Source organism: Flavobacterium sp. HSC-32F16 (assembly GCF_024171645.1).
GTDB lineage: Bacteria > Bacteroidota > Bacteroidia > Flavobacteriales > Flavobacteriaceae > Flavobacterium.
This window is the reverse complement of the sequence record NZ_JALKAC010000002.1, coordinates 170,497-188,170: the sequence shown is the minus strand read 5'-3', so window position 1 is coordinate 188,170 and position 17,674 is coordinate 170,497. Positions and strand designations below refer to the sequence as shown.

The window sequence follows — 17,674 nt, the reverse complement described above, 5'->3', positions numbered from 1 at the left end:
AAACAAAAGTGAAGACTATGAAAAAACCTACTATTTTTAAAGCATTAATTGCAGTTGTATTCATGTTGCTCAGTATTTCTTCTTACGCTCAGCTAAGAAAAAACTTTGCACCACGAAATACAACCAGTTTAAAAGGTGATATTTTAGTTATTGGTAACAATATCTTAAATAGAGATAGCGGAAATAGACGTCCGAATGATCCTTACAATTCAACTGGCAGCAGTAGTACAGTGAACGATAATTTCAACATGAAATATATCGACATTGACACTGAGACCAGCTTCAATTCAAGTTCGGCAACATTAACAATTCCACAAGCGAGTAGAGATTGTTTTGAAATTGTTTATGCCGCTTTGTATTGGTCAGGAACCTATCAGGGTACTGATAGAAGTAAGATCAATCAAATTAGATTAAAAACATCTGCCGGAGGTGCTTATAAAGCCCTTACAGGAGATGTAATTTGGGATGAAGGAGGATCTGGCGTTAATAATGCCTATGCGTCAAAACCATATGCTTGCTTTAAAGAAATTACAACCGAAGTAAAAAGCGCAGGGCAAGGTGTGTATACCGTAGCTGATTTGATTTGTTCCGAGGGAGAATTTCGTCCAGGAGGAAACTCTGCGGGATGGACTATTTATGTAATTTATAAAGATCCTAAACTTCCAAGTAAATATATTACCAGTTTTGATGGTTTTAGTATTATTAGAAATAGTGATGCGCCTTTAGACATTCCAATTTCAGGTTTTAGAACAAACCCTGATGGAAACGTAAACGTAAAATTAGCATTTAGTGCCTTAGAAGGTGATAATGCCTTAGAAGGTGATGGTTTAGAAATTAAGGGAGGAAAATCAACTAATTGGGAAGCCATATCTTCACTGGTACGTCCAATTACACCAGGTACACCTCCTTCAAGATGGAACCCGGGTACGCCTGATGTACCAAACTTTTTTAATAGTTCGATATCAGATGGAGATGTTATTCTTTCCGGTCGTACACCTTCTAGTACAAATACATTAGGGTATGATGCCGGGGTCGTAAAAATTAAAAATGACGGAAATAATATAATACAAAATAACGAGACAAATGCTACGCTTAGAATCAGTACCTCGTCAGATTCGTATTATATGTTTTTTAATGCACTGGCTGTAGAAATTATTGAGCCTAAAATTGTACTTACAAAAATTGTAAGAAATGCAAAAGGAGATAATATTGGTGGACAAAGTGTAACATTAGGTCAGCAGTTGAATTATGAAATTGGTTTTAGAAACACAGGTAATGATGATGCTACGTCGTTTACTATTCGTGATCAAATGCCAATAAATATTATTTTTAATTATCCAACTGATTTATTGCCATTACCAGACGGTGTAACAGTAAAGAGCTGGGATCCTGCTACAAGAAACATTGTTTTTAACGTAAGAAATGATTTAGTTAAGGTTGGTTTATCTGAGAAAACAATAAAATTTAAGGTTCAGGTAATTCCTGATTGTACAATGCTTGATGAAGCTTGTTCAAACAGTATTGATAACTCGGCCTATGCTACCTATAAAGGAACTCAAAATACTTCTTTCACAATTACCGATGATCCAAGTGTTGATACTAACACGGGTTGTATTCTGGTACCTAAAGCCACTAACTTTTTAGTTGGTGTTGATGGCTGTCAATATAACAGAAGACGTACTTTGTGTACCGAAACTACTACTATTACAGCAGCTGCAGGTTATTCAACTTATATATGGTATAGCGATAAGGAAAGAACAAAAGAGATAGGAAGAGGACAGACTCTAACAGTTAAAGATCCTGGAGTTTATTATGTATATAATTTGGCTCCGGCACCTTGTAGATCTATCTTCGAGGAATTTACTGTTGTAAGATTTGGTGAAACAGCAGAAAATCCTATACTTAAGGATGCTGATCAAATTGTAACCTGTCCGAATGATGGTAAAAAACTGCCTAAAATAATTCTTTGTGGTGCAAATGCTTCACGATTACTTCAAACAGGAATTAACGACAGTTCTAATATTGTTTGGGAGAAATTAGACACAGCAAGTTGTACAGCACCATCAAATGAAAATTGTGCTAACGAAAAAGCAGAATGTAGATGGCTTCCGGTTGGAACTGGACCAGACTTTACTGCTAAAGACGCGGGACAATACCGTTTAACAATTAATTATTCGGGAAGCTGTTTTAACCGTTTTTATTTTAATGTCTTTACTAACCCATTAGCGCCTAAAGAAGAACATGTTGATATGCTTTGTGGAAATAGCGGAAGTATTACTGTACGTGACGTTCCATCTGATTATCAATATGCTATTAAAACAGATCCAAACGCTACAATCAGCGATTGGGAATGGCAGGATAGTAATACTTTCCCTATTTACAACCCAGATGCATATACCGTTTTTATTAAACAAAAAGGTGTAACAGCTACTCCATGTATTTTCAAAATACCAAATATTCTAATTAGACGATTAAATATGTCTTTAGATGGTAAAAAGACAGATCCAGTATGTAGTACTGATTTAGGAAGTGCAAGTGTAGGAGTACAAAATTATGAAGGACCATATTATGTATATCTTTATAATGAAGAGTCAGGACAGATCGAGAAAACAGAAGGTCCAGTAACAAACCTAGATTATACTTTTTCATCTTTGGCTTCTGGTACTTATGGTAGAAATTATAGAATTAGAGTTACCAGCAGTCCTATAAATCAAACTCCTGCTCCAAAATGTGATGTTTCATATTATTTTAGAATAAATGCACCATCAAGTCAGTTAAAAGCATTTGTAACATTACAAGAACCTTTAACAGCTTGCAGCGAGGGTAAAATGTTATTATCGGCATCTGGAGGAAAATCTCCTTATGCTTATTTTATAAATGGATCACCAACTCGTGTTCTTGCAAATCCAGTTACAATAACACAACCGGGTACGTACGATATTAAAGTAGTTGATGATGCAGGTTGTTCAGCAACTACATCTATTACAATTCCAGAAGTTTCAAAACCTACATTTGATGTAAATCATACAAGCAGTGCTTGTTATGATGGAACATCTTCAATTAGAATTGAAAATATTGTAGCGAATGGAAACATTATGGCTTATAGTATTAATGATGGACTTAGTTATTCATCAAACCCTATTTTTTCTAATTTAGGTCCTGGTAATTATAAAGTTAAAGTAAGATATAGTGTAAACTATACTGTTAATAATGCTCAGGTACAAAAACATTGTTATAGTGATACAGTTAATGTAACGATTACTGGTCCGGCTTCGGCACTTACTGCATCAGGAGGTGTAGCTGCATTGGCAGGTTGTAGTCTGCCAGATGCCAATGGTGATAACCAAGGAGGAAAATTAAGAATTAATAATGTTGAAGGAGGAATCCCACCTTATCAGTATGATTTTGGAGATGGTAAAGGATGGGTAAATGTAAATGAGGCAGATGTTCTTCCAAATTCTATAGGTTACATTTTAAGAGTTAGAGATAATGTAGGATGTATTTTTACAATAACAGATAAGATTATTTTAGACCCTAAACCAGCAGATCCAACAATTGATGATCCTATTACGGTTTATGGATGTGATGGTAAAGCTTCTAGTACAGTAACAGTAAGAAATCCTCAAAATACAAATTATACTTATGAGTATTATATTGATGGAACACCTAATACACCTATAACTAATAATGTATTTACAAATATTCCTTCTGGAACTCATACTATTAAGGTTGCTTATAAAGTAACTACAGTTCCTACATATAGTAACTTATTAAGAGAGGATTTTGGAATAGGTTCTTATACGACTACTCCTGGAATTAATCCAGCTTATTGTTTTGAAGATGAAACATCAACACACTTAGCTCCGGATTATAAATGTAATAGAGATGAATGGATCAATGATGGTGAATATGCAGTAGCAAGTTCTATTAGAACTAGGTTTAATGATTCATGGATAGTAGCGAAAGATCATACAGTACCGACAAATGCGTTTGGAAGATTTTTATGTGTAAATGTTGGAGGTACTGCAGGTATTGGAGGAATCTTATATAGTAAACCAATTCGTGATGTTATTGTAAATCAACCAGTAATTATCTCGTTATGGGCAGAAAACCTTATTGTAAAAACATCAACTTCTCACGATGACCCAAAATTAACTATTCAATTAGTTAACAACTTGAATGGAGTTGGTGGTACAGAAACTATTGTTGCGACTACAGACACTTCAAACCCTTGGAGAGTTCCAAAAACAGAGCAATGGGAATATAAAGAATTGTCATTAAATCCTGGTGCATTCAATAATTTAAGTTTTGTTATTAGATCTTATAGTAACGAATTTAACGGTAACGACGTATTGATTGATGATATCTGGGTACGCCAGATTCCTGAAACTTGTGATGCAGAAAAAGAATTTAAAGTAATTGTAGAAGATAATAAAGGTTTCAAAGCTGATACTCCTATCGTTGACAATTTGAGCTGTATTGATAAAGCAGATGGTAAAATCACTATTCCTGTTGATAATTTTAATACAGCAACTGGTTATTATTATATAGTAAATGGAGGTGCAGTACAAAATTCAACAGCTTCTCCTCTTGTTTTAGAAAATTTAAATGCAGGAAATTATACTGTAATTGTTCAGTATGATACAACTGGAAAATGTGCGGTTACTTATACAAGAAGTGTGACTGCTCCTGTTGCAATTACAGCAGTAGCTAATGTAACGATACAGCCAACTTGTATAGACGGAGCTGTAATAAAAGCTTCTGCAAGTGGCGGAAAACCAAATTACCAATATCAGTTAGAAAGACCAGACGGAACAATTGTAATTGCATTTCAGTCTGAAGATACTTTCCATCTGCCATTAAATACTGTAGGTAACTTTGTAGTAGTAGCAAAAGACTCTGGAGATTGTTCTTCATCAGCTTCTGATGCCGTAAGTGTTGTTGGAGCAGTTGCGCCAACAGCCACTATAAATGTAACGGCTTCAGATTTATGTTATGATGCAGGTAATAAAGCTACATTAGTAGTTAGTGTAAGCGGCGGAAAAGCACCTTTTTCATATAGTTTAGACGGTCAGCCATTCCAAGCTTCTGAGAAGTTTGAAAATGTTGGTACTGGTACACATACTATTAATGTTAAAGACGCAAATGGTTGTAACGCTGCACCAATTACAAATATTGTAATAGGGGCAGAAATGACAGCAAGTGCTGACGTTACTAAAACTTTAGATTGTACAAATTCACCTAACGCTCAAATTACAATTACACCTCAAAATGGTACTCCAGGTTATACTTATGAAGTTTCTTCTAATGGCGGAACAAGTTATACTGCGATAGGATCAAATGTTTATCCGGCATCAGGTACAGGATCTTATATCTTTAGAGTTACAGATTCTAAAGGTTGTAAGGCAGTAACGACGGCTGTTGTTGTAGATGCTAAATTAGAGCCTACAGCATCTGACAGCAGCGTTAATCCAAAATGTCATAACGAAAGTAACGGAAGTTTTACTGTAATTGCAGCAGGCGGAAACGGTGCTCCATATACTTATAGTTTTAATGGAAGTACTACATTTGGAACTTCGGCTACGCTTTCAGGTTTAGCTGCAGGATCTTACACTTATCAGGTTAAAGACGCTAAAGGCTGTGTTTCTCCGGTTTATAATGTTTCATTAGCGAACCCTACGCAAGTTGTGGCTTCGGCTAGTTTCCCAGCAAATACAACTTGCAGTACTTCAACAGTAATTACGGTTACCGGTGCAGGAGGTGCAGGAGGATTTACCTATAGTTTTGGAGCTGGTAACACATCTTACAATGCTACAAATACATTAACTGTTACCAATACAAATGCTGCTCAAACTATTACATATTCTGTAAGAGATTCTAAAGGTTGTACAGATACAAGAACAATCACTGTTCCGGCATTTAACCCGCCAACAGCGCTTAATTTATCTACACCGGCAGCTATTACTTGTAATGCTACTTCAACTAGTATTACATTAACTACTACTGGAGGTATTGCTCCATATACTTATACTATTACAGCTGGACCTGTTTCAGGTACTCAGACTGGTAATAGTGCAACATTCAATAATTTAACTCCGGGAAGTTATTCTTTTAGTGTTACAGATCAAAGAGGATGTTCTGCAACGGCTTCTAGAACTATTGGAAATGCAGCGACAGTTACAGCTTCGGCTGGAAAAACGGATGAATTATGTGCGGGAGCGAATAATGGTACAGCAACATTTTCTGTAAGTACAAGTAACTTCAATTACACAATTACTCCAGCTTCTGGAACAGCTAATAAAGTAGGCAATGTAGTAACGGTTACAGGTTTAGCTCCTGGAACTTATACTTTTGTGGCTACTGATACAAATACAGGTTGTTCTTCAGCTCCTGTAGATGCAGTTATTGGTTCAGCTACAACGATTAGTTTTACAGCTGCCGGTTCAAAAATAAACTGTTCTACAACAGTTTCAACAATAACAATTACAGGACTTAGTGGCGGAAGCGGAGGATATTCTTATGCTTACGCAGCTGCTCCATCTACTGTACCAACAACAGGGTATGGTTCTTCTTTACAAGTAGACACTGCTATCTTAACTACAAGCATTGATGTGTATGTTAAAGATAGTAATGGTTGTTTCGTTAAGAGACCAGTTACGATTGCTGCTGAGAATGTTCCGCAGATTAATACACCTGCAGCACAGTGTTATACAGGTACTCCGATAAATATTTTAATTACAGGAACTTATACAGGAACACCTAGCTACAGTATAAATGGTACTAATTTCGTATCAACAAATAATTTCAGCCTTACTCCAGGTACATATACTTTATATTTAAAAGATGGATTTGGCTGTCCTGCAACTACAACTTATGTAGTTCCTGAACAATTAACAATAAAAACAGATGTTGTTCCGGATACGTCATGTACTCCAAATACCACAATCAGCTTAAGCTCTACTGGTGGTACAGGTACTGTGACTTATCAGGTTTCTTATAATGGAGGAGCTTTTGCACCTTCAGCAAACCCTTATGTAGCAACAGCAGCGGGTACATACCAGTTTAGAGTTACAGATTCTAAAACTCCGGCTCCAGCTTGTTCTACTTTATCTTCTATTATAAATGTTACGTTAAAATCAACAGTTTTAACAATAAATACAAGCAAGGTTGATGTAAAATGTAATGGAGCTTTTACAGGAAGTATTTTAGTTACACCAACTTCAGGAAAAGCACCTTATACTTACAGTATTACTAAAACTACCGCACCATTTACAAATTATACTGTAAACAATCCTTCTGGATTGAGTGCAGGTACGTATAATATTGTGGTTACTGATGATTTAGGCTGTACTTCTCCGGCAACGACTTCAGTTACTATCACAGAGCCAACATTGTTAACTGCTTCAGCAAATGTGGCAGCGTTTACATGTAATACTTCAAACACTAAGGAATCAAAAGATGTTGTTGTTACTGCATCTGGAGGAACTGGTCCTTATACTTATAGTTTTAATGGAGGTTCATATGATGTCTCAAACACACATACAGTTACAGATAATGGAACTACACAAACAGTACGATATACTGTAAAAGATAATAATGGTTGTACAATTGCAGAGCAGACTATTACAATAAATCCGCTTGTTCTGCCTAAGATTTCGAATGTTGCTGTAACTCCTATTTATTGTGACCCTGTTGCAAGTAGAACAAGTACGGCTACAATCACGTTAAGTGCTGGAACTGGAACTTATACAATTTTTTCAGGACCAATGAGTAATACTTCAGGAGTAACAACTGGAATTTTTACAGGACTTACTGCTGGTGATTATGTTTTCAGAGTTACTAGTGCAAGTGGTTGTTACGATGATTTCTCTAAAAATATTCCTGCTGTAGTTTCGATTAAAGCCACAGCAGCAAAATTAAATGATGCTTACTGTTACCTTGGTACTACAGGAAGCATTAAATACGATGTAAGTGATTTTACTTCTACATACAGTTATTCTGTAAATGGAGCAGCTGTTGGAACAAACCTAACCAATGCTTCATTTGTATTGCCTAACTTAGGACAAGGTACTTATGTTGTAGTATTTACAGATGATACTACTTTATGTTCAGTTTCAACATCAATTACAATTAATCAGCCGGCTTCAAGCGTATCTGCTGTAGTTGCTCAGGTAAATGCTAATTGTAACACAACAACTTCAAAAGTTACTGTTACTGCCAGCGGCGGTACTCCAGACTACAAGTATGCGTACATGCAAAATAATGCTGTACCTGCTGATACAGATTATGTTTCATCACCTTCAGCAGATTTAAATCCGACAACTAATACACAATGGGATATTTGGGTAAAAGATGCTAATGGATGTACAACAAAAGTAGATGTTACTATTACTAAAGATCCTGTACCTTCATTAAGTGCTGTTGTTGCAAATCAGTGTACTGCATCAGGAAGTAATTTCCAAATTGTTGCAACAGCAACAAGCGGAGTAGCTCCTTATACATACACAATTAACACAGGTGTTGCACCTAGTCCGGCGAATACATTTACTGTTGCAGCAGGAACATATACAATTACAGTAAAAGATGCTAATGGTTGTCCTGCAACTACTGTTGTTACTGTGAATGACCCATTGAGTGCAGAGGCAACTTTATACAAAGATATTACTTGTGATTTACCAGCTCAAGCAAGAATTGATATTGAAGTATTTGGAGGAAAAGCACCTTTTAAATATAGAGTTAAAATTGGTGCTGGAGTTTACAGCGGTCCTCCAATTGCATTTACAGGAAATTCTTTCTCATATAATCCAACTTCATTGTTAGGAAATACATACGAATTTGAAATTTCAGATTCTAATGGTGTAGTTTGTACTGCTTTTACTAAAGTTATTACTACAACTACCCCTGCAACAGTTACGGCTTCGGCTGCTAAAACAGATCCTACTTGTAATGGATTTGATGATGGTTCTGTTTCAATAACTGCAACAGCAGGAGTTTCTCCATTCCAATATAGTTTTAATGGAGGCCCTTTCGATACAAAATCAGTTTATGGCGGATTAACAGCAGGAATTTATAGTTATCAGGTTAGAGATGCAAAAGGTTGTGTTTCTGCATCTCAAAACGTTACATTGTTTGATCCTGTAAAAATTAATGCAGATGTTATTCCAAGTATCATTGAATGTAATGATAATATACCAGGTAGTATAACAGTTAATATTACTGCTGGTGGTGTAGCTCCTTTCACTTATACAGTATACAACAATGCATTTGTACAAGCAATGCCTCCAGTTGTAACAAGTGCAACTTCGGTAACTTTTGGAGGAGATCCTCTTTTCCCAACATTATTAACTTATGGTGACTATTATGTTACAATTGTTGATAGTAAAGGTTGTGAATTTAAAAGTGTAAAAACACGTATTGAAACTAATCCATATATTGAAGCAACAGGCGTAGCTTCTTCTGGAACATGTGTTAGTGGAGCAAGTGTTACTATTAATGTGTTAACAGCAGCTTATCCTGTGACGTATGCAATCTTTGGCCAGCCGTTGACAGCATATGGTCCAACGACAGATCCGTCGCATACATTTAATGGATTAGATCATGGTACTACATATCAATTTCAGGTAATTGATAATGGTGGATGTTTTACAGTTGTTGAAGTAACAACTCCTCCTTCACCTTCTTCTATTGCTCTTGATCCTATTGTTAAAGCAGATGTACTTTGTTTTGGTGATTCTAGCGGTAGAATTGATTTTACAGTAAGAAATTATGGAGCAGCAGTAACTGAAATTAGATACGAAGTTCGTGATGAATTAACAAACGTTTTAATTCCTACTAAAAGCGGAGCTCTTACTGGATTAACTGGTGCAGCAGCTTCAGGAACAGTTACAGGTCTAAAAGCAGGAAATTATACTTTATATTTAAAAGAATTTGACGGAACAGAATGTAATGTTTCACAAAAATTCCAAATTACGCAGCCAGTTCAAGGACTTACATCTAGTGTACAGTCTATGAAAAATGCAAATTGTGATAACCCTGCTCAAGTTACTTTAAGAACAACTGGAGGAACAGGACCTTACACTTATGCTTATGCTGTAGATCCGGCAATTCCTAGTGTATTTGCTTCAGGAAACGTATTAAACTTAGATCCGGGTGCAGCAGGAACAGACTTGGTTTGGAATATTATAGTTAAAGATATTAATAACTGTACATTCCCATTACAAGTAACTATTGTAAAAGATCCAAGTCCGGTAATTTCATTAAGTGTAGTTAACAAATGTGTTGCTGAAGATGCATATACAGTACGTGTTACACAAACAACTGCAGGTACAGGAGCTTATTCTATTGGTGTAGATAGTAATGCGTCATTTACAAGTATTCCTGGATTACCATATAATGTTACTGGATTACATTCAGGTTCTCATATTATTTATATTAAAGATGCAAATGGTTGTATTGATTCTGAAACAATCACAATTGATGCACCTCTAAAAGTTCTACCTGAAATTACTAGATTACCTGATTGTACTGTTAACAATGGAACAATTACATTGACGCCATCTGGAGGTTCAGGAGCTTATACTTATACTATTGCACCAATGAATGCAGGTATATCAATTACAGGTAATGTAATAAGCGGTTTAAGTGATGGTACTTATACAGTAACCATGACAGATAATAGTAATACAGATAATACAGGTGTTGCATGTAGTACTACTGCAGAAATTACTTTATCAAGAGGAATTCCGGTTACTTTTGATGCTGAAGTAGTGGATGTAGCTTGTAAAGGTGATTATACAGGAAGCATTAAAGTAAACTTGCTTCCAGGTAATACTGATATCCCTTATACTTATGCAATTGCACCAGTGGCAGGTACTCAAACAGGAAATGTATTTTCTAATTTACCAGCTGGAAACTATACGATTACGGTAACTTCTAAAAGACTTTGTTCTTTACAATTACCGTTTACAGTTGGTGAACCTACAAATGATTTAACAGCAATTCCTTCAGTTAGTCAATATACTTGTTCAACTGGTGGTGATACGCCAGATGCGGCAGTGGTAACAGTAATTCCTTCGGGCGGTACTGCACCATACAAATATAATTTTGATGGAGGTACAAATTATTATGATGCTGCTGCATTATCGGTACCATATGATGTAATTAAAAGTGCAGCTCCACAAATAATTAACTATTATGTAATAGATAAAAACGGTTGTAAAACTAATGGTACGGCAACAGTTGATCCTTTCGTGAAATTAACTGATATTAATTTTAGTTTGACAGTGGCTCCAACTTGTCCGTTAAACGAAGCTACTATTACTTTAGCAGCTGTTGGTGGTAATACACCAATTACGAAATACGAAATGGTTTCTCCAACAAGTATTGATAATGGAAACGCTGCGGTATTTGCTAATATTCAGCCGGGAGTTAATTATATATTCAGAGTTACAGATTCTAAAGGATGTTCAATTGAAAGACCTTACAAACTAGATCCTATTGCTCCAATTGATATTATACGTACTGCATCAACAAATGTAAGTTGTAATACTGTAAACGGAATTGATAATAATGGAACAGCAACTTTCACAGTGTCTGACTTTAGCGTAGCTGGTTATACAGTTGCAGTAACAAGTACACCTGCTGGATTAGCATTCAATACGCCAACTATTGCTGCTAATATTGTTACAGTAACAGGTTTGGTTCAAGGCAGCTATACAGTTACAGTTACAGATAATACAACAAATTGTACAAAATCTGCAAATGTTACAATTACAATGCCGGCGCCTATAGTAATTACTGCGTCAGCAACTAAAGTATATTGTACAAATGTTGATTCGCAAATTACTGTTACAGGTGTAACAGGAGGAACATCTCCATATACTTATGCAGTTGTTAAAACAGGTGATCCTGCCCCAACAACTTTTGCATATGATATTAATACACCATTTACAGCTACTACAGGTTTAGTTGATCTATCTTGGGAAGTGTATGTGAAAGATGCAAACGGATGTATTGCAGGACCACAAAATGTTATGGTCACTTACGATGCGCCGCCAATTCTTAATATGCCTGTTCAACAATGTTTTGTAGGTGCTGATTTAACAGTAGATCTTGATGCACTTTCTACAACTTACAATGGAGTAAAATCATTTACTATAAATGGTTTACCAACAGCTTCTGTAGCGACATTCACTGCAGATGGGACTTATACATTAAAAGTTATTGATGATAACGGTTGTGAGGATACCAAAGTTTTTGTTATTCAAAAACAATTAACTGCGGGCGCAACTTTAATTAAAGATTTATATTGTGCGACTCCTGTTAATGCAACTATTGATGTTAAAATTAAAGGCGGTGTAGGAACTTACACTTACCAAATGTATTTTAATGGAAACCCTTCTGGTCTTCCAACTAGTACACCAGGTGATTTCACAGTTTCAGTGGCAGCAGATGGAGATTACTATTTTGTTATTACAGATAGCAATACACCAGCTTGTACCGTAACAACAAACACAGAAAAAGTAAATGTTCCTGAAAAACCAGAAGGAACAGAAACTCATATCGATTTAAAATGTAATGGAGACAGTGATGGAAGTTTAACAATAACACCTTCTAAAGGAGTTGGACCTTATACTTTTGCAATAACTCCAAATATTAATATAACAGGAAATACTTCTGGAATTTATACAGACTTAATAGCTGGAAACTACTCTGTTGTTGTAACAGACAGTAAAGGTTGTATTTCTGATGCTATTCCGGTTGTTATAATTGCGCCTGCTGATTTAAGAGCTACACATGAAGTTTTACCAAATACAAATTGCAGTAATCAAAGAGTTATTGAGGTAACTGCTTTAGGTGGTACACAAACAGCTGCCGGAGGATACTATTATAACTTCAATAATTTAGGTTATAATACAGATAACACTTTCACAGTGGTTGATGCGACAGGGCCTCAAACAGTAACTTATACTGTAAAAGATGCTAACGGATGTGAATTTACCAGCCCAGTAACAATCACAATTAATCCATTGAATAAGCCAACGGCTTTAGCATTTACGACTACTCCAATCACTTGTGCTAGTGGAAACAGCAGTGATGTATCGGTAACAGCTACAAATGGTGTTGGACAGTTAATTTTTGAAATTACTGAGTTTAACGGTGCAGCTCCGGCAGTACCTTACACTCCGGTAACAGTAACCGATAATACATTTGCTGCAATTTTTAACGGATTACCTTTTGGAACTTATACTTTCAAAGTTACAGACTCAAACCGTTGTGAGTTCAGCGATTCATTAACGATAAAAGATGTAGTAAGAGTAAATGCAACGAACATAGCATCTGATATGTCTTGTTTCAGTACTACTGATGGAAAAATTACTTATACAGTTTCTGGTTACGCAGGTACTTATACTTATACAATTACAAAAGATGGTGCTCCATTTGTGGCATCAACTACAACTTCTGATGCAGAAGTAACGATAACAAATTTAGATTTCGGAGATTATGAAATAAGTATTTTTGATAATACAACATCTTGTACAACAACGTCATTAGGAACAGTTGTTCGACCAAGTTTGGTAATAGTTTCAGAAATCAGTAATGTTAATGCTAATTGTAAAACCGGCGGAATTGTAGAAGTTGCAGGAAGCGGCGGAAACCCTGGATATTTATATTCATTTGTTTCAACTCTAACTCCTGGAGTATTTACAGCAGATGCTAAAAGAGAATTAACAGCAGGTACATGGTATGTATATGCTCAGGATATTAATGGATGTATTTCTGCTCCAATAACAGTAACGGTAGGAACAGATCCATTACCGGCTAACTTTACGGCTAATGTAATAGCACATTGTGCTGATGCAATTACCGGTGAGTACGAAATTGTAGTAGATGATTCTGCAGCGATTGGTATGGCTCCTTTCACTTACAGTATTGGCGGTGCTTTCCAAAGCAGTAAATCATTCTTCGTAAAAGTGGCTAAATCTTATGACTTAGTTGTTAGAGATAAATTTGGTTGTGAAACTACATTCCCAACGGCGGTAACTATTTATCAGCCATTAGAATTAGAATATAAAGTTTTAGATCAACCAACTTGTGCTGATTTTGACGGAAGAATTAGCGTTTCAGCAAAAGGAGGTACAGGAAGTTATAGTTATTCAATAGATGGCGGTACACCAATAACAGCTGCTCCGTTTGAATTCGCCGGCTTAAAATCAGGTTTGCATAAACTTGAGCTTGTTGATACAAACACGAACTGTTCTGTTACAGTGGATGTTGTTTTAGAAGAAGCAACTCTTATTACAGGATTTGATGCAGTTTCTACTCCGGTTACTTGTTTTGGAGATACAAATGGTACAATTGTAGCATCTATTGCTCCAGCTTCACCAGGAGTAAACGACAATCCTGTTTATCAGTACAGTATTAACGGAGGAACTCGTCAAGATAGTGGTGTATTCACTGGATTAGCAGCGGGACCTTATACAGTTGAGGTATTTTCAGGAAGAGAATGTACAGATTCAAAAGTTGTTACAGTAGATGGACCAGATCCAATTGTTGTTCAAGATCCAGTTGTTGTTCAGTACTTATGTACTGCTGCGGGTAACACTAATAATTTTGCAACAATCACAGTAAGTGGTGTTACAGGTGGTTCTGAAGATTATGCTAACTATAACTATGAGTTTATTAAGAATGGTGTACGTGTTTATTATGGACCAAGAAATGTATATACTCAAACAGATTATACAGGAGGAAGTTTCACAATAAATGTTTATGATACTAATGGATGTGTTGGTTCAAATGCAGGAACATGGATAATTAATCCTTTCATACGTTTAGATAAAATAAACGTAAGAGTTGATGATGCAATTACTTGCCCAACAAAAGAAAACATTACAGTAACAGTAGCCGCAATAGGTGGTACACCAACTAACTTAGAGTATTCAATTGCTTATTCTTCTGGCGCAGTTGTACCAGGAAATGCAGCAAATATAAATGGAGTATTTACAAACTTAGGAATAGGTGAATACATCATTACAGTTCTTAATAAAGATACGGGCTGTTCAATCCAAAAAGTTCACAACGTATTTGATCCAAATACATTCAGCATCAAAGCAGTTGCTGTAAATGGAGAAATTTGTTTCGGAGCTAATGATGGATCTGTTGATTTAACTTTTGTTGACAATCAAATAATTCCAAATGATGAGGCAGGTATCTTCGATTATGTAGTTACAGGTCCATTACCAAGTACAGCAACAGTAATTGCAACTAGATCAGCAAGTGCAGGACCAGAGAGAGTTTCTAACCTAATTGCGGGTCTATACAAAGTAGTAGCTACTTTAGTTGGTGCTCCTGCTTGTACAGTAGAAACTTTATTCACAATTGCTCAGCCAAACGAAGCATTAGTTGCAACGTCTACAAAAGCTGATATTACCTGTATAGCAGGTAATGGTGACGGTGAAATCTCTGTTAGTGCAACTGGTGGATGGGATGGTTCTTATCAATATGAATTAGTAAGAAATAATACTGAAATTATAGAGCCATATTCTAGTAAAAATCTCTTTACAAATTTAAAAGAAGGTGTTTATACAATAAATGTTAAAGACAGTAAAGGCTGTACTGCCGTTACAACACAAACATTAATTATACCAATACCTATCAGTGCTGCAGCTAGCGCAAATGTAACTACGCTTCCTTGTTTTGGTGATAAGTCAGGTATAGTTACTGTAACTCCTCCAACAGGTGGTCAAGGAAGTAACTATATGTATACATTGAATATACTTTCTGAAAATCCTGTGATTTCATCAGGACCATTTACAAATCCAGTTTTCTCTGGATTAGGAGCAGGAAGATATAGTGTAACAATTACTGACGGATTTAGTTGTGAGTTTACAACAAATGAAGTGGTTATTAATGAGCCTGCTATTGTGAAAGCATTCTTAGTAGAGTCAAGACCACAAACATGTCAGACTTTAACACAGCTTACGCTAAGTGCTGAAGGAGGAACAGGACCATATTCATATAGTACTGATGGAATTACCTTTACAGGTTCATTCGCTGCATCAGTTCCATTTGAAGTTCCTGTAGGTTCTCACAGATATTTTGTTAGAGATTTAAACGGATGTATAAGTGTTGCTTCAAACATAGTTACAATTAATCCTTTAGTACCATTAGATCTAAAAGTTGATGTTTCAAGCGCAGTTGTAAAATGTACAGGAGAAGCAACAGCGGTTATTGTGGCTGAAGCAGTTGGAGGTTTAGGTCATTACTCTTATACATTGCTTAATGGAACTGGCGGTCAAGTTCGTCCAGCTCAGGATAACGGAATATTTGCTGATCTTCCGATAGGAACATACAGAGTCGTTGTTGAAAGTGTAGATTGCAGCGATAGATCAGATTTAATTTCAATCACTGAACCTAATGCAGCTTTAGCAGCTCAATTTATACCAACAAATGTTACTTGTTTTGGAGAAAATAATGGTAAACTTCAAATAATTGCTTCAGGCGGAACAGGCATTATTAAATATGCAATTTCTCCAAATATGAATCAATTTGATACGAAGGTAATATTCGAGAAATTAGCTCCTGGTGATTACCAAGCTATAGCTCAAGATCAAAACGGATGTTTTGTATTGTATGATTTCACAATCACACAGCCAAATCCGGTAATTGTTAAGGAAGTACCTAACTCAATGATACCAGAAGTTTGTAAAGACGATAAAGATGGTGCATTTAGTATTGAGATTAGCGGTGGTACTGCTCCTTACAGAGTAAGTCTTGATAACGCAGCCGGACCATTTACACAAGGCGGTCCAACTCAAACTATATTTGACTTTACAAACCTTGTAGGTGGTAAACATACAGTTTATGTAAGAGATGCTGAAAACTGTACAACTGAGTTTGTTGAAAACATGCCATTACCAGTAGTTCTTAACCCAACTGCTGAAGTAACATATGATTGTGTTAACAATGCTCAGGCTAACATGGTGGTAATTACAGTTGACAGTAGTATTACAAATCCTGCTGATGTTGATTACTCTCTGGATGGAAGCGGTACATATCAACCAAGCAACGTCTTTACAAATGTTGCTGTAGGACGTCACTTTGTAGTAGCAAGACACACAAATGGTTGTGAAGTACCAACGGCTTACTTTGATGTTATAGGACATGATCCTTTAGTATTAACATTAGCGGAAGAAAAAGGTATTTGGAATGTGATTACAGCTTCGGCTGCAGGCGGCGGCGGTGAATATGTATATAGTATTGACGGTGTAAACTTTAGTTCAGAAACTAAATTCAAAATTTACAAAACAGGTACTTATACAATCACTGTAAGAGACAAAAATGGTTGTACAGATACAAAAGACTATTACATTAAGTATGTAGACGTTTGTCTTGACAATTATTTCACTCCGGCTGGTTCTATCAACACAACATGGGGTCCTGGTTGTACAAATATTTACAACAACCTTACGTTCTCAATCTTTGACAGATACGGTCGTGTAATTGCCAAATACCACTACGGTCAAAAATGGGATGGTAAATACAATGGAGAAGATTTACCTTCAGGTGATTACTGGTATGTTCTTAAACTAAATGACGAGAATGATGGAAGAGAGTTTGTTGGACATTTCACATTATACAGATAACAAAATAATAGCCCCTATGATGTTATCTA

Annotated in this window: 1 protein-coding gene; it reads left to right on the top strand. The window is 36.0% G+C overall.

The window, feature by feature from the left end:
- Positions 1-17 precede the first annotated feature (17 nt).
- Positions 18-17,645 carry a T9SS type B sorting domain-containing protein gene (locus L1276_RS07370; RefSeq protein ID WP_253786457.1) on the top strand — a complete coding sequence of 5,876 codons (17,628 nt, stop codon included), beginning with the start codon at positions 18-20 and terminating at the stop codon, positions 17,643-17,645.
- Positions 17,646-17,674 lie beyond the last annotated feature (29 nt).